This is a genomic window from Pseudomonas petrae, from assembly GCF_021728295.1.
Taxonomy (GTDB): Bacteria; Pseudomonadota; Gammaproteobacteria; order Pseudomonadales; family Pseudomonadaceae; genus Aquipseudomonas; species Aquipseudomonas petrae.
The window spans coordinates 79,402-99,976 of the sequence record NZ_JAKJXE010000005.1 but is presented as its reverse complement, the minus strand read 5'-3'; the positions used below and the strand labels follow the sequence as shown (position 1 = coordinate 99,976).

Below are 20,575 nucleotides of genomic sequence, written 5' to 3'. Positions count from 1 at the left end.
GACCAACTGCAAGTACGCCCCGGGACGATGCGCCTGTATACTCGCCGGCAAATTCGAGGAGCCCTCCATGGTCGAAGATGTTGAACTCAATCGCCTTTTTTGGCACAGCCGTCGCGGCATGCTTGAGCTGGACGTATTGCTGGTGCCGTTCGTCAAAGAAGTCTACCCGACGCTCAACCAGGTAGATCGCGACCTCTATGTCCGCCTGCTGACCTGTGAAGATCAGGACATGTTCGGCTGGTTCATGCAGCGCGCGGAGTCGGAAGATCCGGAGCTGCAGCGCATGGTTCGGATGATCCTGGACCGTGTCCAGCCGAAGTGATCGTTTCGAATGCCGTTGGCAACCCTCCCGGGCGCTGCTGACGGCGTACCTCGTCACGCAAATCCTTGCGCTGGCGTCGACGGTTCTTCTTTCAATTCCCCTGTGGGCAAAAGCTGTCTGCGTCCTGCTGTGCGCCTTACACGCATCACGCAGCTTTCGCCGATTCATTCTGCTCGATCGGCCGCAGTCGCCTATCGGGCTGCGGTGTGACAGCAGCGGTTGGGCGTTGTGGAGCGAGGAGGGCGGCTGGCAACCGGTGCAGCTGCGCCCCGACAGCCTGGCGCTGCCGCACATGGTCGTGCTGCGTTTCAGAGTGGCGACAGGCCATTGGCTGCGCCGTTTGTGGGTGCGAAGCCTGTGCATCCCGGCAGACGCCATGGCGCCGGATAGCCACCGACGCCTGCGTTTACGCCTGAAGTTCAGCCGGCGAAGGTGGGCGGCACCAGAATAGTGTCCAGCGCTTCGGGCAGCATGTCCGGGTAATCCAGCGTGTAGTGCAGCCCGCGGCTTTCTTTGCGCGCCATCGCCGAAGCAATCATCAGCTCTGCCACCTGGGCCAGATTGCGCAGCTCGATCAGATCGCGGCTGACCTTGTAGTTGCTGTAGAACTCGTCGATCTCGTCCTGCAATAGTCGCACCCGATGCTGGGCGCGCTGCAGACGCTTGTTGGTGCGCACTATGCCCACGTAGTCCCACATGAACCGACGCAGCTCGTCCCAGTTGTGGGCAATGATCACGTCTTCGTCGGAATCGGTCACCTGACTCGAATCCCATGCCGGCAGGTTTTGCGGCTGCGGGACGTGGTCAAGCTGAGTAACGATGTCTGCCGCGGCGGAGCGGGCGTACACGAAGCATTCCAGCAGCGAGTTGCTGGCCATGCGGTTGGCGCCGTGCAGGCCGGTGAAACTGGTCTCGCCGATTGCATACAGGCCGGGCACATCGGTGCGGCCCTGTTGGTCAACCAGAACGCCGCCACAGGTGTAGTGCGCGGCCGGGACCACGGGAATGGGCTGACGCGTGATATCAATACCGAACGTGAGGCAGCGCTCGTACACCGTCGGGAAATGGCTCTTGATGAAGTCTTCGGACTGGTGACTGATGTCCAGAAACACGCAGTCGGCGCCCAGGCGTTTCATCTCGTGGTCAATCGCGCGGGCAACGATGTCACGGGGCGCCAGTTCGGCCCTTGGGTCAAAACGCTGCATGAAGCGCTCGCCATTGGGCAGCTTCAGGTACGCCCCTTCACCGCGCAAGGCTTCGGTAACAAGAAAGCTCTTGGCTTGCGGATGGTACAGGCAGGTAGGGTGGAACTGGTTGAACTCCAGGTTGCCCACGCGGCAGCCCGAGCGCCAGGCCATCGCGATACCGTCGCCGCAAGCGCCGTCGGGATTGCTGGTGTACAGATAGACCTTCGCCGCGCCGCCCGACGCCAGAATGGTGAAACGTGCGCTGTGGGTGTCGACCTCACCCGTCGAACGATCCAGCACATAGGCGCCCAGGCAACGCTGCCCTTCGAGGCCCAGCCGCGACTCGGTGATGAGATCGACCGCCACGCGCTGTTCCAGCAATTCGATGTTGGGACGTGCCTTGGCCTGCGCCAGCAATGTGCGGAAGATCGCCGCGCCAGTGGCGTCGGCGGCGTGAATGATCCTGCGGTGGCTGTGCCCGCCCTCGCGGGTGAGGTGAAATTCGAACCCGCCGTCCACGACGGTCGACGGATCATCCCGGGTAAAGGGCACGCCAAGGTCTATCAGCCATTGAATGGCCTCGCGGCTGTGCTCGACGGTGAACCGGACTGCGTCCTCGTTGCACAGGCCGCCGCCCGCGTTGAGGGTGTCTTCGACGTGAGACTGAACGGTGTCGGCGTCATCCAGAACCGCCGCAACGCCACCCTGGGCCCAGAAAGTCGAACCGTTCGCCAGATCGCCTTTGCTGAGGACCGCCACGTCTAGATGTCCGGGCAATGTCAGCGCAAGGCTCAAACCGGCTGCGCCGGAGCCTATTACCAATACGTCGTGCTGGAAATGCTGACTCATCTCGGGTCTCGGCGTCTAAATGGCCACTAGTATAAGCAAGGGTGGAACGGCACAATGGCCGCGCTTTATGGCAACGGTGAATCACGGTGGGAGCGGAGTGTGCGCCACCCCACGACGTCCTGCACCCCGTTTGATGGGCGAGATCTTTCCTACAGCTTCATACGGATTGAGTCCTACAACCGACGGGACGTGTGTCTTACACCCAATATTGGACGATGGGAACTTTTCATGAGCCTGTACGTTCAATAGTGGGTTGCCCATAAAGGAACAGCGTCGACGTTACGCAATGGCAGTTTTCAGCCAGTACGAACGCTTCTGACGACAAGATTATTTACGCAGCCGACCTGGTTCGAGCGGCGTTTTCCGTGCGGGCAGCAGACGCTCGCCGGAGACTTGCTTGAAGGGGGGAGAACTTTTGCTTAAAGCCCGAGTCTATGTTTGCAAGCCTGCGAAAGAGCCGATGCGATGCTCCTTTAAGCTTTATGAGGAGTGTTCATGCTAACCCAGGAAGAAGATCAGCAGCTGGTTGAACGCGTACAGCGCGGCGACAAGCGAGCGTTTGATCTGTTAGTGGTGAAATATCAGCACAAGATTCTTGGGTTGATCGTGAGATTCGTTCACGACACCCATGAAGCCCAGGATGTTGCGCAAGAGGCGTTTATCAAAGCCTATCGCGCACTTGGTAACTTCCGCGGTGACAGTGCGTTTTATACGTGGCTGTACCGTATCGCCATCAACACGGCGAAGAACTATCTGGTGTCGCGAGGTCGGCGGCCGCCGGATAGCGATGTCAGATCGGAAGACGCGGAGTTCTATGATGGCGATCACGGCCTCAAGGACATCGAGTCGCCAGAGCGGGCATTGCTGCGGGATGAGATCGAGGGCACCGTCCATCGAACCATCCAGCTACTGCCAGAAGATTTGCGTACAGCTTTAACTTTGCGTGAGTTCGACGGTCTGAGTTATGAAGACATTGCCAGTGTCATGCAATGTCCGGTTGGTACCGTGCGCTCTCGCATTTTTCGCGCTCGGGAAGCCATCGACAAAGCCTTGCAACCTCTGTTGCAGGAAACCTGAGACAGCGGCGATAGCCACAAGAGAGGAACCGCCATGAGTCGTGAAGCCCTGCAGGAATCGCTGTCCGCGGTGATGGATAACGAAGCGGACGAATTGGAACTGCGTCGCGTGCTTAGCGCCATTGAAGATGCGGACACACGAGCCACTTGGTCCCGTTATCAGATTGCCCGTGCAGCCATGCATAAAGAACTGCTGATACCTCACTTAGACATTTCGGCCGCCGTTGCTGCCGGAATCGCTGATGAAGTCAGCCCGCTCAAGGCCGGTCGTGGTCCCTGGCGCACGCTAGGTCGTCTGGCCGTAGCTGCTTCGGTAACGGTTGCCGTTCTGGCTGGCGTACGTTTGTACAATCAGGACGAAATTGCAGGGGCGCAACTGGCCCAGCAATCCCAGCCGAGCAATGTCGCAATGCCACAGGCCAAAGGCCCTGCAGTGTTGGCAGGCTACACCGAGGGCGAACAGTCCCCGGGTCCGATGGCAAGCGGTGTACTGCAGAACCAGGCCGGCTGGCATGACCAGCGTCTGCCAGGATACCTGCGTCAGCATGCACAACAAGCTGCGATGAAAGGTGCTGAAGGCGCTCTTCCATACGCCCGTGCTGCAAGCCTGGAAAACCGTTAAGGAGGATCATGCGCGCCATCCCTCTACTGCCGCTTCTGCTTGGTGGATGGCTGGTCCTTCCAGCTCATGCCGATGATGCGCAAGACCAGCTGAAACGTCTTGCGCAGGCTGAGCAGCAGCAAAGCTACACGGGTACATTCGTTTACGAGCGTAACGGCAGCTTCTCCACTCACCGAATCTGGCAACGCGTCGCCGACGGCAAGGTTCGGGAGCATCTTCTTCAACTGGATGGCTCTCCTCAGGAAGTGCTACGCGTCAATGGGGTAACCCAATGCGTCAGCGGTACCCTCGAAGAGGGCGTGACCAGCGTTCCCGATTCTCCGGCTCGAGCCTTCGATGCTGCCAGGTTGTCATCCTGGTATGACATCAAGTCGGCAGGCACTTCCCGTGTCGCCGGACGCTTGGCCAATGTCGTGACACTGACCCCTCGTGATCAGCACCGTTACGGCATCGAACTGCACCTCGACAGTGAAACCGGCTTGCCGCTGAAGTCTTTGTTGCTCAGCGACAAGGGCCAATTGCTGGAGCGTTTTCAGTTCACTGATCTCAATACGTCGCAGTCACTCACCGATCAGATGGTTTCGCCAGGGGCTGAATGCAAGCCGGTCGAAGTAGTCAAATCCAAGGCTGACGTGCCCAAGCAGACGGTTGCGTGGCGCTCCGACTGGCTGCCCCCGGGATTTGACCTGAGCAGCGCCGCCGCCCGCAAGGACCCGGACTCGAAGAGTCTGGTGACGAGCCTGATGTATGACGATGGCCTCGCCCGCTTCTCGGTGTTCGTTGAACCCGTCAGCGGTGCAGCGGTGACGGACATTCGCACCCAGTTGGGCCCAACGGTTGCTGTCTCTCGTCGCGTAACAACGCCCAAGGGTGATGCCATGGTGACGGTAGTGGGCGAGATACCGATCGGGACGGCCGAGCGCATCGCGCTTTCCATGCGGGACGACGCCGCGGCCACGAGCAAAAACTGATTCTGCACACCGGTGATGCCCACTATGAAAAAGGTTTCATTTGGTCGTCTCATGTTCACAAGCCTTTAAATATGGGCTTCACTGGTACTGCTGAAATGTTTAGTGCGCTTTGTCGGTTGCAATCGGATGTATTTTTTTCTATAGGTCACAGCTTCGCAGCTGTGGCCTTTGTTGTTTCAGGGTCCAGGAAACTGGAGCAGATACAGGTGTCGCGGGAAACCACGGCGCACAGATGCTTCGCGAGCCTGCGGGCTCGTACCGCTTAACCATGCTCGTTGTAAACGGGAGCCATATGTCGATACCACGCTTGAAACCTTACCTGGCCTGGATGGCCGCTGTGCTGATGCTTGGACAGGTCTTCACCGCTCAGGCCGAAGCCTTGCCGGACTTCACCTCTCTGGTGGAGCAGGCTTCCCCTGCAGTCGTCAATATCAGCACGCGTCAGAAGTTGCCGGAACGCTCGGTTGCCCAGGGTCAGATGCCTGATCTGGAAGGGCTGCCACCGATGCTTCGCGAATTTCTCGAGCGCAGCACGCCGCCAGGCTCCCGTGCGCCAGGAGGCGGCAAGGGTGATCGTCAGCGTGAGGCGCAGTCACTCGGCTCGGGCTTCATCATTTCTGCTGACGGTTTCATCCTGACCAACAATCACGTGATCGATGGCGCCGACGAGATTCTAGTGCGTCTGTCCGATCGCAGTGAGATGAAGGCCAAATTGATCGGCACTGATCCACGTACCGACGTCGCGGTGCTAAAGATCGATGGCAAGGACCTTCCCACCGTCAAGCTGGGGAACTCCGACAAGCTGAAAGTGGGTGAGTGGGTGCTGGCGATCGGCTCGCCGTTCGGCTTCGATCACTCCGTGACCAAAGGCATCGTCAGCGCCAAGGGTCGCAGCCTGCCGAATGACACGTATGTCCCGTTCATTCAGACCGACGTAGCGATCAACCCGGGTAACTCGGGCGGTCCGCTGTTCAACATGGCAGGCGAAGTAGTGGGTATCAACTCGCAGATCTTCACCCGTTCCGGTGGCTTCATGGGCCTGTCGTTCGCGATCCCGATCGACGTGGCCATGGACGTAGCCAACCAGCTCAAGGCCAGCGGCAAGGTCAACCGTGGCTGGCTGGGTGTCGTGATTCAGGAAGTGAACAAAGACCTTGCCGAGTCCTTTGGTCTGGACAAGCCGGCCGGTGCGCTGGTGGCTCAAGTGCTTGAAGACGGTCCGGCCGCCAAAGGTGGTTTGCAGGTCGGCGACGTGATCCTGAGCGCCAACGGCACGCCGATCGTCATGTCCGCAGATTTGCCACACCTGGTCGGCAATCTGAAGGATGGCAGCAAGGCCGAGCTCGAAGTGATTCGTGACGGCAAGCGTCAGAAGCTGACCGTGACCGTGGGTGCCTTGCCGGCCGAAGGCGAAGAGATGGGCGCGGCCGACACCGGCGTCGAGCGCAGCAGCAACCGTCTGGGCGTTTCGGTGGTCGATCTGACCGCTGAGCAGATGAAGTCGCTGGACCTCAAGGGCGGCGTGGTTATCAAGGATGTCCAGGATGGTCCGGCTTCGCTGATCGGTCTGCAGGCGGGTGACGTCATCACACACCTGAACAACCAGGCGATCACTTCGTCGAAGCAGTTCACCGAGGTGGCCAAAGACCTGCCGAAGAATCGCTCTGTCTCCATGCGCGTTCTGCGTCAGGGCCGTGCGACGTTCATCACGTTCAAGCTGGCGGAATAACCCGTCAGGAACAGCAAGAAGGAGCGGTCAGACCGCTCCTTTTTTTGTGTCCCTGCGGTGCATGACGCGCAGGCTCTGCGCGTGAACGTGACGCCTGATCGTTCCTTCAGGTACAATTCCCGGCTATTTTTGGCGGGCAGTCTGCCTGCGACCTTTTTCGAGTGTTGATCCGTGAGTGATTTGAGTCATATCCGCAATTTCTCCATCATCGCCCACATTGACCATGGCAAGTCGACGCTGGCTGACCGTTTCATCCAGATGTGCGGCGGCCTGACCGAGCGCGAGATGGAGGCTCAGGTGCTTGATTCCATGGACCTGGAGCGTGAGCGCGGGATCACGATCAAAGCCCACAGCGTCACGCTTTATTACAAGGCGAAGGACGGGATCACCTACCAGCTCAACTTCATTGACACCCCGGGTCACGTTGACTTCACCTACGAAGTCAGCCGGTCGCTGGCGGCGTGTGAAGGCGCGTTGCTGGTGGTCGATGCCGGCCAGGGCGTAGAAGCCCAGTCCGTTGCCAACTGCTACACCGCCATCGAACAGGGCCTGGAAGTCATGCCGGTCCTGAACAAGATTGACCTGCCGCAGGCTGATCCAGACCGCGTTAAGGAAGAAATCGAGAAGATCATCGGCATCGATGCCACCGACGCCGTGGCCTGTAGCGCCAAGACCGGCCTGGGCGTCGACGAAGTGCTCGAGCGTCTGGTCCAGACCATCCCGGCGCCGACGGGTAACATCGAAGACCCGCTGCAAGCGCTGATCATCGATTCGTGGTTCGACAACTACCTGGGCGTTGTTTCCCTGGTGCGGGTGCGTCACGGCCGCGTCAAGAAAGGCGACAAGATTCTGGTCAAGTCGACCGGCAAGATGCACCTGGTCGACAGCGTGGGCGTTTTCAACCCCAAGCACAGCGCCACCGCTGACCTGAAAGCCGGCGAAGTGGGCTTCATCATCGCCGGCATCAAGGACATTCACGGTGCGCCAGTGGGCGACACCCTGACCCTGAGCACTACCCCTGACGTCCCTGTGCTGCCCGGCTTCAAGCGTATCCAGCCGCAGGTCTACGCCGGTCTGTTCCCGGTCAGCTCCGATGACTTCGAGGACTTCCGCGACGCGCTGCAGAAGCTGACGCTGAACGACTCATCGTTGCAGTACTCGCCGGAAAGCTCCGACGCGCTGGGCTTCGGCTTCCGCTGCGGCTTCCTCGGCATGCTGCACATGGAGATCATCCAGGAGCGCCTTGAGCGCGAGTACGACCTGGACCTGATCACCACTGCGCCGACGGTAATCTTCGAGCTGCTGCTGAAGACCGGTGAAACCATTCACGTCGACAACCCGTCGAAATTGCCAGACCTGTCTACCATCGAGGACATGCGCGAGCCGATCGTGCGAGCGAATATCCTTGTGCCTCAAGAGCACCTGGGCAACGTCATTACGCTGTGCATCGAGAAGCGGGGCATTCAGCACGACATGCTGTTCCTCGGCACGCAGGTGCAAGTGACCTACGATTTGCCGATGAACGAAGTGGTCCTGGATTTCTTCGACCGTCTCAAGTCGACCAGCCGTGGTTATGCATCGCTGGACTACCATTTCGATCGTTATCAGTCGGCCAATCTGGTTCGCCTGGACGTGATGATCAACGGCGACAAGGTCGACGCTCTGGCGCTGATCGTGCACCGTGACAACGCCGCCTACAAAGGCCGCGCGTTGACCGAAAAGATGAAAGAACTGATTCCTCGTCAGATGTTCGACGTGGCAATCCAGGCCGCCATTGGCGGCCAGATTATCGCGCGCACAACCGTCAAGGCGCTCAGAAAGAACGTACTGGCCAAATGTTACGGTGGCGACGTCAGCCGTAAGCGCAAGCTGCTCGAGAAGCAGAAGGCCGGTAAGAAACGCATGAAGCAGGTTGGCAACGTGGAAATTCCACAAGAAGCCTTCCTTGCAGTGCTCAGGTTGGAATAGTCAGGCCCTATGTCACTAAATTTCCCGCTGTTGCTGGTCGTCGCCGTTTTTGTCTGCGGTTTGCTGGCCTTGTTCGATCTGATCATATTGGCGCCGCGTCGCCGTAACGCGATAGCGAACTATCAGGGTAGCGTGAGCCAGCCTGATGTCGCCGTCGTGGAGCGGTTGAACAAGGAGCCGTTTCTCGTCGAATACGGCAAGTCGTTCTTTCCGGTGTTGTTCATCGTTCTGGTACTGCGCTCGTTCCTGGTTGAGCCGTTCCAGATCCCGTCGGGCTCGATGAAGCCGACGCTGGACGTGGGCGATTTCATCCTGGTGAACAAGTTCTCGTACGGCATCCGCCTGCCGGTGATCGACCTCAAGGTCATCCCGGTCGGAGACCCGCAACGTGGGGACGTGATGGTGTTTCGCTACCCAAGCGACCCCAACGTCAACTACATCAAGCGCGTCGTCGGCCTGCCAGGGGATGTGATTCGCTACACCAACGACAAGCAGTTGTTCATCAACGGTCAGTTGGTGGCCAAAAAGCTGATCGGTTCTGAGCCGGGTACGCTGGGCAGCGCAGAGCTCTACAACGAGAAGCTGGGCGAGGTGGAACACCAGATCCGCCAGGAAATGAGCCGCTACCGCGCGCCGCCTGATCATGAATGGACCGTTCCGGCCGCGCACTACTTCATGATGGGTGACAACCGCGACAACTCGAACGACAGCCGTTACTGGGATGACCCCAATATTCCCAAGGACGAGCTGGGCATGGTCCCCGACAAGAATATCGTCGGCAAGGCCTTCGCGGTCTGGATGAGCTGGCCTGAACCCAAGCTCAGCCACTTTCCGAACTTCTCGCGAGTCGGTCTGATCAAGTAATCGATGCGGCGCTGCCACTGGCAGCGCCGTATGTCATTCAGGGCCATGTTGCGTGGCCGATCTCGCAGGTGACAGGGAAGGGCTACTCTTGAAAGCAACCATGACGTCTGCCGGTCCGCAAAAAGGCCTGTCTTTCATCGGCTGGCTGATGCTGCTGGCGATTCTGGCCTTCGCCGCAAGCGCTGCCGCCAAGATCGTGCCGCATTACATGGACTACCTGACGATGAAGAAAATCATCGAAAGTGCCGGCACTGACCGCTCGGCAGACATCACCAACGCCGGTGACCTTTACGCCTATGTGGCCAAAGGCATGCAGGTTAACAACATTCGGGATTTGGATTTGAACAAGGCGTTAACTGTGACGACGGAGAACAACAGGTTCCTCGCCCATTTGAACTACGAAAAACGTGAGCCACTGATCCAGAATATCGATCTGGTGGTCAAGTTCGACCACGAATTCAGCGTGGGTAAACCGTGAGCGTTTCATTGAGTCGCCTGGAGCGTCAGCTCGGCTATACCTTCAAGGACCAGGAACTGATGATCCTGGCCCTGACCCACCGCAGCTTTGCCGGACGCAACAACGAGCGTCTGGAATTCCTCGGTGATGCCATTCTCAACTTCGTCGCCGGCGAAGCGCTGTTCGAGCGTTTCCCCCAGGCGCGTGAAGGTCAGTTGTCCCGCCTGCGTGCCCGTCTGGTGAAAGGCGAGACCCTTGCGCTGCTGGCCCGTGGTTTCGATCTGGGCGAGTACCTGCGCCTGGGCTCGGGTGAGCTGAAGAGCGGCGGCTTTCGCCGTGAGTCGATTCTGGCCGACGCGCTGGAGGCCCTGATCGGTGCGATCTACCTCGACGCCGGCATGGACATGGCAAGGGATCGCGTGCTCGCCTGGCTGGCCAGCGAGTTCGAAACCCTGACGCTGGTCGATACCAACAAAGACCCGAAAACACGGCTGCAGGAATTCCTGCAGTCACGCGCCTGTGATCTGCCGCGCTATGAAGTGGTGGATATTCAGGGCGAACCGCATTGCCGAATCTTTTTCGTCGAATGCGAGATCTCTTTATTGAATGAAAAAAGCCGGGGACAAGGCGTGAGCCGTCGCATTGCCGAACAGGTAGCAGCGGCCGCAGCCCTTATCGCCCTGGGTGTGGAGAATGGCAATGACTGATTCACCTGCAACACGCTGTGGCTATGTTGCCATCGTTGGCCGGCCAAACGTGGGCAAGTCGACGCTGCTGAACCACATCCTCGGCCAGAAACTGGCGATCACCTCGCGCAAGCCGCAGACGACCCGGCACAACATGCTCGGCATCAAGACTGAAGGCGCCGTGCAGGCCGTCTACGTCGATACGCCCGGCATGCACAAAAACAGCGATAAAGCCCTTAACCGCTACATGAACAAGACCGCTTCGGCAGCGTTGAAAGACGTCGACGTGGTGATCTTTGTGGTCGACCGCACCAAGTGGACCGAAGAAGACCAGATGGTTCTCGAGCGCGTGCAGTACGTGACCGGCCCGTTGATCGTGGCGCTGAACAAGACCGACCGCATCGAAGACAAAAGCGCGCTGATGCCGCATTTGTCCTGGCTGCAGGAGCAACTGCCGAACGCACAGATCATCCCGATCTCGGCGCAGCAGGGGCATAACCTGGAAGCGTTGGAAAAGGTCATCGCCGACCATCTGCCGGAGAATGAGCACTTCTTCCCGGAAGATCAGATCACCGACCGCAGCAGCCGTTTTCTCGCGGCAGAGCTGGTGCGCGAGAAGATCATGCGTCAGCTCGGTGCCGAGTTGCCGTATCAGATCACCGTCGAGATCGAGCAATTCAAGCAGCAGGGCAAGACGCTGCATATCCACGCGCTGATTCTGGTCGAGCGCGACGGGCAGAAGAAAATCATCATTGGCGACAAGGGCGAGCGCATCAAGCGCATCGGCTCGGATGCGCGCCGTGACATGGAGGTGCTGTTCGACTCCAAGGTCATGCTCAATCTGTGGGTCAAGGTTAAAGGCGGCTGGTCCGATGACGAGCGCGCGTTGCGTTCGCTGGGTTACGGCGACTTGTAACACCGCAGCACCGTTATTCTGTGGGAGCGAGGTTGCTCGCGAAGGGTCTGCAACACTCAGCATTGATGTGGGTTGTTGCAGCGACTTCGCGGGCAGGCTCGCTCCCACAGTCGTTTCAGATTGCCCGTTCGGCCGCGTTCTTTCATCGAGATAGCCATGTCACAGACCCCTCCCGTCGGTCAGCTCGCGTATGTGTTGCACAGCCGTGCGTACCGCGAAAACAGCGCGCTGGTCGATTTCATCACCCCGCAGGGTCGCCTGCGCGCGGTGTTGCGCAGCGCTCGGGGGAAGGCGGGCACGATGGCGCGGCCGTTCGTGCCGCTGGAAGTCGAGTTTCGCGGGCGGGGCGAGTTGAAGAACGTGGGGCGGATGGAAGGCGCCGGCGTCGCCACGTGGCTGGAAGGCGAAGCGCTGTTCAGCGGTCTTTATCTCAATGAGCTGCTGATTCGCCTGCTGCCTGCCGAAGACCCGCACCCGGGGGTGTTCGAACATTACGCCGCGACGCTTGTGGCGTTGGCCGAAGGGCGCGCGCTGGAACCGTTGTTGCGCTCGTTCGAGTGGCGGCTGCTGGACGATCTCGGTTACGGCTTTGCGCTGGATGCGGACGTTAACGGTGATCCATTGGCCAGCGACGGCATGTACCGGCTTCAGGTGGATGCCGGCCTTGAGCGGGTTTATCTGTTTCAGCCGGGATTGTTTCAGGGCGCCGAATTGCAGGCGGTGTCTGAAGCGGACTGGAGTTCGCCGGGCGCGTTGTCGGCGGCCAAGCGTCTGATGCGCCAGGCCCTGGCGGTGCATCTGGGGGGGCGGCCGCTGGTCAGCCGTGAATTGTTTCGCAAACTCTAGCGTCCTGCGGCGCAAACCTAGAAAATCTTCCCTCGCGTGCTTAATCAGCCGCCACTGGCTGGCACCGCTTCAGTAATCAGGAGAACCCCGTGACCCACAGCACCCGCATTCTGCTCGGCGTGAACATCGACCACGTTGCTACCCTGCGCCAGGCTCGGGGGACGCGCTATCCCGATCCGGTCAAGGCAGCGCTGGATGCTGAAGAAGCAGGCGCCGACGGCATCACCGTGCATTTGCGTGAGGACCGTCGGCACATTCAGGAGCGCGATGTGTTGCTGCTGAAAGACGTGCTGCAAACGCGCATGAATTTCGAGATGGGCGTCACTGAAGAAATGATGGCGTTCGCCGAGCGCATTCGGCCGGCGCATATCTGCCTGGTGCCGGAGACCCGGCAGGAACTGACCACCGAAGGCGGGCTGGATGTTGCCGGTCAGGAAGCGCGCATCAAGGCGGCCGTAGAGCGATTGTCTGCCATCGGCAGCGAAGTATCGTTGTTCATCGATGCCGATGAGCGCCAGATTGCAGCATCGGCCCGGGTTGGCGCGCCGGCCATCGAACTGCACACGGGCCGTTATGCCGATGCCGAAACCCCGGCGGCCGTTGCCGAAGAGCTCAAGCGCATTGCCGACGGCGTCGCCTTCGGTGTGGCCCAAGGCCTGATCGTCAACGCCGGCCATGGCTTGCACTATCACAACGTTGAAGCCGTCGCGGCGATCAAGGGCATCAACGAGCTGAACATCGGCCACGCGCTGGTGGCCCATGCCCTGTTTGTCGGCTTCAAATCCGCGGTGTCGGAGATGAAAGCGTTGATTCTGGCGGCGGCAGCCAAGGCCTGACGCAATACCTGTAGGAGCGCGCTTGCCCGCGATTGCATGCTGTCAGTGAGTGAAAACTAACCTGATACACCGCAGTCGCGGACAAGCGCGCTCCTACAGGTGATTTGCCGTCAGTTACATCTGCGCTGCCATCATGTTTGGTGAGCACGCGGTGGCGACTTTTTCGGTTTACGGCTTGCGCCCGACAATCACCGCCCGTCTTGGCGCCGGTAATCCTTCCACGGTTTTGCTTTGGTCTGCCGGATCCAGAAAGTCACTCAACGACTGAAAGCGCATCCAGTCGGTGCCGCGTTGTTCTTCAACCGTGGTGGTGCTGACGTCGACGCAGCGCACGTCGACGAAGCCCGCGCGGCGCAGCCACAGTTCCAGCGCCGGTACCGACGGCAGAAACCACACGTTGCGCATCTGCGAGTAGCGGTCTTCCGGCACCAGCACCTGGTTCGCGTCGCCTTCCACCACCATGGTTTCCAGCACCAGCTCGCCGCCTTTGACCAGGCAATCCTTGAGCGCCAGGAGATGATCGATAGGCGATTTGCGGTGATAAAGCACGCCCATGGAAAACACCGTGTCGAATCCTTCGAGCCGAGCCGGCAGATCTTCCAGGGTGAACGGCAGGTGCCACGCCGGCAGGTCAGGCAAGTAGCGCTGCATGGCCTGGAACTGGCAGAAAAAAAGCCAGTTGGGATCGACGCCAATCACGCTGTCGGCGCCGGCCCCCAGCATGCGCCACTGGTAATAGCCGTTGCCGCAGCCGACATCCAGAACGCGCTTGCCTTTCAGGTTCAGGTGCGGCGACACCCGCGACCATTTCCAGTCCGAGCGCCATTCGGTGTCGACGTGTACGCCGAATACCTCAAACGGCCCCTTGCGCCACGGCGACAGGCCCATCAGCGCGGCGCGGGTCTGCTCGCGGGTGGCGTCGTCGCAGTCGGCGTCGAGGATGAAATCGTCCTTGAGCTCGACGCGGCTCGGCATCAGGTCTGGCAAGGCATTCAGCGCGCCTTGCCAGCGTTCGAGGTCGCCGTGACCCTTTTCCATCTTCGCGTCGAGTTGCGCCTGCAGGCCTTGGGCCCAGGCATACAGTGGTGTGCCCGCCATACGGCGGACCAGAGGAGCGAGATCAATCATGGCAGGGCAATCAACGAGGCGAAATTGAGGCACTGGAACCAGGGCACGACCTTGCTGAAGCCAGCAGCAAGCAGGCGTTCGCGGTGCTGCTCAAGGCTGTCGGGCTTCATCACATTTTCGATCGCGCTCCGCTTCTGCGCGATCTCCAGTTCGCTGTAACCGTTTGCGCGCTTGAAGGCAACGTGCAGATCGGTAAGCAGCGCGTGCTCTTCGGTGTCATCAAAGCGCAGCTTCTCCGACACGATCAGCGCACCGCCGGGCAGCAGCGACTGGCGAATGCGAGTCAACAGGGCGAGGCGTTGTTCCGGCGCGATAAATTGCAGGGTGAAGTTCAGCGCAACCACCGAGGCGGGCTGAAACTCGAGATTCAAGATATCCCCGTCGATGACCTCCACCGGCAGCAACTCCTGGTACATCGAGTCCTGTGCGTTGAGGTATTCCCGGCAGCGCTCGACCATGGCCGACGAGTTGTCGATGGCGATCACCCGGCAATCTTCAGTGCGCACATGCCGGCGCAACGCTTGAGTGACGGCGCCCAGTGAACTGCCCAGGTCATAGAGCACGCTGTGGGGCTGGGCGAACTGCGCCGCGAGCACGCCGAGGTTTTCGACGATGGTCGGGTAGCCCGGCACCGAGCGCTTGATCATGTCCGGGAACACCCGCACGACGTCTTCGTTGAAGGCGAAGTCGGGCACCTGGGGCAGCGGCTGGGCGAATAGGCGGTCGGGTTCTGGGCTCACGGCGATTCCGGGGGACAAGGCGAAAAGTGAGGCATTTTAGCCAATTCCGCCCCTTGGCTGGAACCTCATCTTCAAAGTAGCCCTTAGCCCCGCGACAGATACCCGCAACGCTGCCGATCTTTTTGAATATCGCTGCAACGCCCGGCCATCATCGGGCATCCTTCACACCGCACATTAAAGCTTTCCCTCCAGCAGTCGAAAAACCTTAATTCGCAACCCATTTCATTATTTGGCACAGGGAACCGTGGCATGCATGCGTTCAAGGCGTTGTACGAGTCCATCGAAAGGCAGTTTTTCGATTCTTTGACCAAGAAGTTGTCGAGCCTGTTTCTGATGGTGGTGGTGAGCGCCGTGGTGTACTGGGTGGCCGTGAGCATCCGCGCGGACATCCTGCTGCAGTTGCGCACCGCGCAGTTGCCGGCGGGGACGCTGAGCATGATCGAGGGCAAACTCGATGTGCTGAGCAATGCCATTCTCGGCAGCACGCTGTTTACCCTGGGTCTGGTCAGCTTCATGGTCTGGTATTTCCGGCACTTGATCGTGCGGCCGGTCACCCAGATGACGCTGGCGCTGGAAGGCATTGCCAATGGCGAGGGCGACCTGTCCAAGGACTTGCCGCTGTTGACCCACGATGAAATTCGCGTGCTGGCGAGCACCTGCAACCGGTTTCTTGGCAAGCAGCGGGAGATCATCAGCAGCGTTCAGGCGCTGACCGTGCACATTGCCGTGGAGTCCGCGCGCTCGCTGAAAAACATCAGCGATTCCAGCGACAGCGCGACCCACCAAGCGCGCTTCGCCAAGGAAGTCATGGAGCAGAGCAACGACGCAGTGGGGCGTATTGCCGAGGTGTCCCGGCAGACCCAGGGCATTTCCGGGACCACCGCGCAGAACCTCAGCATGGCCCGCGATTCCTACACCGAACTGCTGGAAGTGACCGGCAACATCAGTGAGATTTCCAGCAGCCTGAGTGAGTTCGGCACCCTGGTGTCGGCGTTGAATCAACGCTCATCGAGCATCAAGTCCATCGTCGGATTGATTCAGCAGATTTCCTCCCAGACCAACCTTCTGGCGCTCAACGCGGCGATCGAGGCGGCGCGTGCGGGGGAGAGCGGGCGTGGTTTCGCGGTGGTGGCCGACGAAGTACGGACCTTGGCCCAGAACGTCAGCCGCGCCACCGAGGACATCTCCCAAAACATCGATGCCATGTTGCTGGAAGTCAGCTCGACCCACGAGCAGACCACCCAGATCAGCCACAGCGCCCGTGAGACCCAGAAAGTGGTCGAGCGCGCGTCAGGGCATTTCGAGAGCATGATCGGCGACTTCGAATCCACCCACACCAAGCTGGAGGACATCGCCTCGCACATCCAGCAGTTCGCCGACAGCAACACCGGCATCAACGACCGCGTCACGCAGATTCATGCGGACAGCCAGTCCATCGACCAGCGCATGCAGCATTCGGCCACCGCCACCCGCGACCTGTCGGGCGTGGCGGAAAAGGTCCAGGCGCTGCTGGGCCGGTTTGTCCTCGGGCATGGCGCGCTGGACGCTGGCATTACCCGCGCCAGTCATTGCCGCGACCGGCTCCAGGTGCGTCTGGCCGCGCTGCAACGTGAAGGGGTCAACTTGTTCGATCAGAACTACAAGCTGATCCCCGGCACCGATCCCAAGCAATACACGACCAGCTACACCGAGCGCTTCGCGCAGATCTGTCAGGAGGAGTGCGACGCGCTCACCAAAGGCACGCTGGGGGGCAAGGTCACCTTCATCGTCGACACCAAGGGTTACTGCCCGGTAAACAACAGCTGGGTGTCGAAAAAACCTACGGGCGATCGGGCCATAGACCTGCCAGTGTGCCGGAACAAGCGCATGTTTGCTGACCCCATCGGCCTGCGCGCAGCCGCTAACAAACAGCGCTTCCTGCTGCAGACCTACCTGCGCGACACCGGGGAAATCATGACCGAGATCGACGTGCCGTTCTTCTTCGAAGGCCGTCATTGGGGCAACTTGCGCATGGGCTTCGATGCTGCGCAATTACTGGCCGAATGACGGAGGCTCACGCCCGTGCCTGGGACGCGGTTGATCAGCCCTTCGCGGGCAAGCGCGCTTCTGCAACGGCGGTCGGTGAAGCCAGCAGGCCGATCAGTTCACCGTGATGACGCAATCGAAGGTGCGTTCCGGCGCCACCTCCGGCGCCCAGGGTTGTTGATAGACCATCATCAGATGGCCCGTGCCCGGGTTGGCGGCTCGGTAGCGCCAGACCGACTGACCGCCTTCACCGACCAGACCGACGTCTTTGGAGGCATTGAATACCTCGGGCCCCAGGCTGCCGAGTATCGACGGCGCGGGGTTTTGCATCAGCCAGCGGTACCCGGTGGTGGGATTGCTGGGCAGCATCAGCATGAGGGTCTGGCCGGTTTTGAGGGTGAGGGGGCAGTCTTGCTGATCGTCCAGGGAGACGATTTGTTTAGGGGTCTGGGCGCAGGCGGCAAGCAGGGTGAGGCTAAGCGGGACGAGCAAGCGGGCAGGGGTCATGAAGGCTCCGGTCGTAGGCGACATGGGGCGAGCATAACCGAAGATTTAGAAACCTGGCAGACGGTCGCCTGGTGTTCATGCGGAGCTGGCGGGTGACGCTGTACAAATTGTAGGAGCGCGCTTGGTCTGGGCCGCATCCGGACGAAGGCGTAGGCACGAACGACGAATATGCGTCGGATCAGCTGGCCTCTTCGTCCGGATGCGGCCCAGACCAAGCGCGCTCCTACAGGTTCTGCGCAGCGCTGACGTTCGGCGTTGGCCGGTCGTTGCCACTACGCAGTCGCGGAAGCGCGCAGGAAGTGCTTAAAACAATATCTTCGCCACATCCGCAAAACGTTTGGCAAAGTGCGCGGTGATGCCTTCTTTCAGGTAATCGGGCAGTTCTTCGAAGTTGCCACGGTTGGCTTCCGGCAGGATCAGCTCGTAGATCTTCTGCCGACGCGCCGCAATGACTTTCTCCCGCACGCCGCCAATCGGCAGTACATGACCGGTCAGGGTCAGTTCGCCGGTCATGGCCACGCCTTTCTTCGGCGCCTGGTTACGCGCCAGCGACAGCAGCGCGCTGGCCATGGTGACGCCCGCACTTGGCCCGTCTTTCGGCGTGGCACCTTCAGGCACGTGCAAGTGAACAAAGGCTTCGTCGAAAAAGCTCTTGTCGCCGCCAAACTTCGCCAGATTGGAGCTGACGTAGCTGTAGGCGATTTCGGCAGACTCCTTCATCACGTCGCCTAATTGGCCGGTGAGCTTGAAGCCGCGGTTGAGCGTGTGAATGCGCGTGGCTTCGATCGGCAGCGTCGCGCCACCCATGCTGGTCCAGGCCAGGCCGGTGATCACGCCGGTGCCCGACAACACTTGCTCATTGCGGAACACCGCCATGCCCAGCGAAGCTTCCAGCTCTTTCGGGCCGATCTTGACCACTGTGTCCGGGTTGTCCAGCAGCTTGACCACCGCCTTGCGCACCAGTTTGCCCAGCTGTTTCTCCAGCTGTCGCACCCCGGCTTCCCGCGCATACCCTTCAATGACCGCGCGCAATGCACTGTCGCTGATCATCAGGCTGTTTTTCGAGACACCGGCCTTGGCCAATTGCTTGGGCCACAGATGGCGCTTGGCGATGGCGAGCTTTTCTTCGGTGATATAGCCCGACAGGCGAATCACTTCCATCCGGTCCAGCAGCGGGCCGGGGATCGAGTCCAGGGTGTTCGCGGTGCAGATGAACAGCACCTTCGAAAGGTCCAGACGCAGGTCGAGGTAGTGGTCGAGGAATTCGACATTCTGTTCCGGGTCCAGGGTTTCGAGCAGCGCCGAGGCCGGGTCGCCCTGGAAGCTCTGGCCCATCTTGTCGATCTCGTCGAGCATGATGACCGGGTTCATCACTTCCACGTCTTTCAGCGCTTGCACCAGCTTGCCCGGTTGGGCGCCGATGTAAGTGCGACGGTGGCCCTTGATCTCGGCCTCGTCGCGCATGCCGCCGACGCTGAAACGGTAGAAAGGCCGGCCCAGGGATTCCGCAATCGACTTGCCGACGCTGGTTTTACCGACGCCCGGCGGGCCCACCAGCAGCACGATGGAGCCGGAGATTTCACCCTTGTAGGCGCCGACGGCGAGGAATTCGAGAATGCGGCTCTTGATGTCATCAAGGCCGGCGTGATGCTGATCGAGCACCTTGCGCGCGTGTTTGAGGTCGAGCTTGTCGTCGCCAAACACGCCCCACGGCACCGAGCTTGCCCAGTCCAGGTAGTTGCGGGTGACGGCGTATTCCGGCGAACCGGTTTCCAGCACCGACAATTTGTTGATCTCTTCGTCGATGCGCTTGCGCGCCTGCGGCGGCAGGGTCTTGCCCACCAGACGCTCTTCGAACTGTTCGATGTCAGCGCTGCGGTCGTCCTTGGTCAGCCCCAGTTCCTGCTGGATGACCTTGAGCTGTTCCTTGAGGAAGAACTCACGCTGATGCTCGCCGATCTTGCGGTTCACCTCGGCGGAAATTTCTTTCTGCAGGCGCGCGACTTCGACTTCCTTGCGCAGCATAGGCAGGACTTTTTCCATGCGCTTGAGCACGGGCACGCAATCGAGCACCTGCTGCAGCTCGACGCCCGTGGCGGAGGTCAGGGCGGCGGCGAAGTCGGTGAGCGGGGAAGGGTCGTTGGGGCTGAAGCGATTGAGGTAGTTCTTCAACTCTTCGCTGTACAGCGGGTTGAGCGGCAGCAGCTCCTTGATCGCATTGATCAGCGCCATGCCGTAGGCCTTGACCTCGTCGGTCGGCTCGTTGGGCTGGTGCGGGTATTCGACCTCCACCAGGAACGGCGGGCGATGGTGCTTGAGCCAGGTCTTGATGCGCACGCGGCTCAGGCCCTGGGCGACGAACTGCAGCTTGCCGTTTTCACGGCTGGCGTGGTGCACCTTGACCAGCGTGCCGTACTCCGGCAACGCCTTGGTGTCGAAATGACGGGGGTCGTCAGGCGGGGTGTCCATGAAAAACAGCGCCAGCGAGTGGTGATCAGACTTGCTAACCAGCTCCAGCGTTTCGGCCCAGGGCTCTTCATTGACGATGACCGGCAGCACTTGCGCGGGGAAGAAAGGACGGTTGTGGATCGGGATGATGTACACCTGATCCGGCAGGTTCTGGCCGGGCAGTGCGAGGCGCTTGCTGTCGGAGCCGAGGATTTCGTGTTCGTGATCGTCGTCCGGGTGCGGCTGGTTGGCGTCGGATTGCTGGTCGCTCATGGGGCACCTGCATAAATGGATATGAGCCTTAGATGGGGCGGATGGGCTCAGGTTTCAATAGCGGCGGTCGATAGCACTGACTAAGGGAGACGATATAGAAATACGTATGGTGTTGCGCAGTGTCG

Annotated in this window: 19 protein-coding genes; 14 read left to right on the top strand and 5 right to left on the bottom strand. The window is 60.2% G+C overall.

The features are described from left to right. Window positions 1-67 precede the first annotated feature (67 nt). On the top strand, window positions 68-322 hold the full coding sequence (locus L4G42_RS10105; protein WP_065992433.1) for an FAD assembly factor SdhE: 255 nt from the start codon (window positions 68-70) through the stop codon (window positions 320-322). Beyond that, window positions 306-773 (top strand): protein YgfX, encoded by a 468-nt coding sequence (locus L4G42_RS10100; RefSeq protein WP_237250385.1) that lies wholly within the window; start codon window positions 306-308, stop codon window positions 771-773. The genes L4G42_RS10105 and L4G42_RS10100 overlap by 17 nt, the downstream gene beginning before the upstream one ends. On the opposite strand, the gene nadB is transcribed toward L4G42_RS10100, so the two are convergent. Beyond that, entirely contained in the window at window positions 742-2,358 is a 1,617-nt protein-coding gene (gene nadB / locus L4G42_RS10095; RefSeq protein WP_237259794.1) for an L-aspartate oxidase, read from the bottom strand. The genes L4G42_RS10100 and nadB overlap by 32 nt on opposite strands. Window positions 2,359-2,853: 495 nt before the next feature. Here nadB and rpoE point away from each other — a divergent pair, with 495 nt between their 5' ends. The 11 genes from rpoE to pdxJ all read left to right on the top strand — a co-directional run bounded on the left by rpoE (window position 2,854) and on the right by pdxJ (window position 13,329). After that, on the top strand, window positions 2,854-3,435 hold the full coding sequence (gene rpoE / locus L4G42_RS10090) for an RNA polymerase sigma factor RpoE/AlgU (RefSeq protein WP_037014368.1): 582 nt from the start codon (window positions 2,854-2,856) through the stop codon (window positions 3,433-3,435). A gap of 33 nt (window positions 3,436-3,468) precedes the next feature. Then, window positions 3,469-4,056: a sigma-E factor negative regulatory protein gene (locus tag L4G42_RS10085; RefSeq protein ID WP_237250383.1), complete on the top strand. Its 588-nt coding sequence runs from the start codon at window positions 3,469-3,471 to the stop codon at window positions 4,054-4,056. Between the two features lie 8 nt (window positions 4,057-4,064). Further along, complete coding sequence (locus L4G42_RS10080) at window positions 4,065-5,027, top strand: MucB/RseB C-terminal domain-containing protein (protein WP_237250382.1); 963 nt, start codon at window positions 4,065-4,067, stop codon at window positions 5,025-5,027. 292 nt (window positions 5,028-5,319) lie between these two features. Then, a complete protein-coding gene (locus tag L4G42_RS10075; protein WP_272905108.1) occupies window positions 5,320-6,756 on the top strand; it encodes a DegQ family serine endoprotease in 1,437 nt (478 codons plus the stop codon). A gap of 171 nt (window positions 6,757-6,927) precedes the next feature. Next, complete coding sequence (lepA, locus tag L4G42_RS10070) at window positions 6,928-8,724, top strand: translation elongation factor 4 (RefSeq protein WP_237250381.1); 1,797 nt, start codon at window positions 6,928-6,930, stop codon at window positions 8,722-8,724. 9 nt (window positions 8,725-8,733) lie between these two features. Beyond that, a complete protein-coding gene (gene lepB / locus L4G42_RS10065; protein WP_237250380.1) occupies window positions 8,734-9,588 on the top strand; it encodes a signal peptidase I in 855 nt (284 codons plus the stop codon). Between the two features lie 100 nt (window positions 9,589-9,688). Beyond that, window positions 9,689-10,066: a DUF4845 domain-containing protein gene (locus L4G42_RS10060; protein ID WP_237250561.1), complete on the top strand. Its 378-nt coding sequence runs from the start codon at window positions 9,689-9,691 to the stop codon at window positions 10,064-10,066. Next, window positions 10,063-10,752 carry a ribonuclease III gene (gene rnc, locus L4G42_RS10055; RefSeq protein WP_037014347.1) on the top strand — a complete coding sequence of 230 codons (690 nt, stop codon included), beginning with the start codon at window positions 10,063-10,065 and terminating at the stop codon, window positions 10,750-10,752. The genes L4G42_RS10060 and rnc overlap by 4 nt, the downstream gene beginning before the upstream one ends. Then, window positions 10,745-11,647 carry a GTPase Era gene (gene era, locus L4G42_RS10050; protein ID WP_074888856.1) on the top strand — a complete coding sequence of 301 codons (903 nt, stop codon included), beginning with the start codon at window positions 10,745-10,747 and terminating at the stop codon, window positions 11,645-11,647. The genes rnc and era overlap by 8 nt, the downstream gene beginning before the upstream one ends. Window positions 11,648-11,803: 156 nt before the next feature. Beyond that, window positions 11,804-12,493, top strand: coding sequence for a DNA repair protein RecO (gene recO / locus L4G42_RS10045; protein ID WP_237250379.1), 690 nt, complete (start codon window positions 11,804-11,806; stop codon window positions 12,491-12,493). Between the two features lie 89 nt (window positions 12,494-12,582). Continuing rightward, window positions 12,583-13,329 (top strand): pyridoxine 5'-phosphate synthase, encoded by a 747-nt coding sequence (gene pdxJ, locus L4G42_RS10040; RefSeq protein ID WP_237250378.1) that lies wholly within the window; start codon window positions 12,583-12,585, stop codon window positions 13,327-13,329. Window positions 13,330-13,497: 168 nt separating this feature from the next. Here pdxJ and cmoB read toward each other — a convergent pair whose 3' ends face one another. Together cmoB and cmoA are read right to left on the bottom strand one after the other, a co-directional pair. After that, the gene (gene cmoB, locus L4G42_RS10035; protein WP_237250377.1) at window positions 13,498-14,457 is read right to left on the bottom strand and encodes a tRNA 5-methoxyuridine(34)/uridine 5-oxyacetic acid(34) synthase CmoB; all 960 of its coding nucleotides are present in this window, start codon (window positions 14,455-14,457) and stop codon (window positions 13,498-13,500) included. Then, a complete protein-coding gene (gene cmoA, locus L4G42_RS10030) occupies window positions 14,454-15,197 on the bottom strand; it encodes a carboxy-S-adenosyl-L-methionine synthase CmoA (RefSeq protein WP_133772470.1) in 744 nt (247 codons plus the stop codon). Before cmoA ends, cmoB begins: the two co-directional genes overlap by 4 nt. A gap of 249 nt (window positions 15,198-15,446) precedes the next feature. Between cmoA and L4G42_RS10025 the strand changes: the two genes are divergently transcribed. Next, window positions 15,447-17,243 carry a methyl-accepting chemotaxis protein gene (locus L4G42_RS10025; protein WP_237250376.1) on the top strand — a complete coding sequence of 599 codons (1,797 nt, stop codon included), beginning with the start codon at window positions 15,447-15,449 and terminating at the stop codon, window positions 17,241-17,243. 93 nt (window positions 17,244-17,336) lie between these two features. Here L4G42_RS10025 and L4G42_RS10020 read toward each other — a convergent pair whose 3' ends face one another. Both L4G42_RS10020 and lon read right to left on the bottom strand, forming a co-directional pair. Then, a complete protein-coding gene (locus tag L4G42_RS10020) occupies window positions 17,337-17,729 on the bottom strand; it encodes a protease inhibitor I42 family protein (RefSeq protein ID WP_133772474.1) in 393 nt (130 codons plus the stop codon). Window positions 17,730-18,032: 303 nt separating this feature from the next. Then, window positions 18,033-20,450: an endopeptidase La gene (gene lon / locus L4G42_RS10015; protein WP_074888879.1), complete on the bottom strand. Its 2,418-nt coding sequence runs from the start codon at window positions 20,448-20,450 to the stop codon at window positions 18,033-18,035. Window positions 20,451-20,575 lie beyond the last annotated feature (125 nt).

Bases quoted from the DNA above. Each gene is read 5' to 3' on its own strand.
- L4G42_RS10105 (WP_065992433.1), top strand. From the start codon at position 68: ATGGTCGAAGATGTTGAACTCAATCGCCTTTTTTGGCACAGCCGTCGC.
- nadB (WP_237259794.1), bottom strand. From the start codon at position 2,358: ATGAGTCAGCATTTCCAGCACGACGTATTGGTAATAGGCTCCGGCGCA.
- rpoE (WP_037014368.1), top strand. From the start codon at position 2,854: ATGCTAACCCAGGAAGAAGATCAGCAGCTGGTTGAACGCGTACAGCGC.
- L4G42_RS10085 (WP_237250383.1), top strand. From the start codon at position 3,469: ATGAGTCGTGAAGCCCTGCAGGAATCGCTGTCCGCGGTGATGGATAAC.
- L4G42_RS10080 (WP_237250382.1), top strand. From the start codon at position 4,065: ATGCGCGCCATCCCTCTACTGCCGCTTCTGCTTGGTGGATGGCTGGTC.
- L4G42_RS10075 (WP_272905108.1), top strand. From the start codon at position 5,320: ATGTCGATACCACGCTTGAAACCTTACCTGGCCTGGATGGCCGCTGTG.
- lepB (WP_237250380.1), top strand. From the start codon at position 8,734: ATGTCACTAAATTTCCCGCTGTTGCTGGTCGTCGCCGTTTTTGTCTGC.
- L4G42_RS10060 (WP_237250561.1), top strand. From the start codon at position 9,689: ATGACGTCTGCCGGTCCGCAAAAAGGCCTGTCTTTCATCGGCTGGCTG.
- era (WP_074888856.1), top strand. From the start codon at position 10,745: ATGACTGATTCACCTGCAACACGCTGTGGCTATGTTGCCATCGTTGGC.
- recO (WP_237250379.1), top strand. From the start codon at position 11,804: ATGTCACAGACCCCTCCCGTCGGTCAGCTCGCGTATGTGTTGCACAGC.
- cmoB (WP_237250377.1), bottom strand. From the start codon at position 14,457: ATGATTGATCTCGCTCCTCTGGTCCGCCGTATGGCGGGCACACCACTG.
- L4G42_RS10025 (WP_237250376.1), top strand. From the start codon at position 15,447: ATGCATGCGTTCAAGGCGTTGTACGAGTCCATCGAAAGGCAGTTTTTC.
- L4G42_RS10020 (WP_133772474.1), bottom strand. From the start codon at position 17,729: ATGACCCCTGCCCGCTTGCTCGTCCCGCTTAGCCTCACCCTGCTTGCC.
- lon (WP_074888879.1), bottom strand. From the start codon at position 20,450: ATGAGCGACCAGCAATCCGACGCCAACCAGCCGCACCCGGACGACGAT.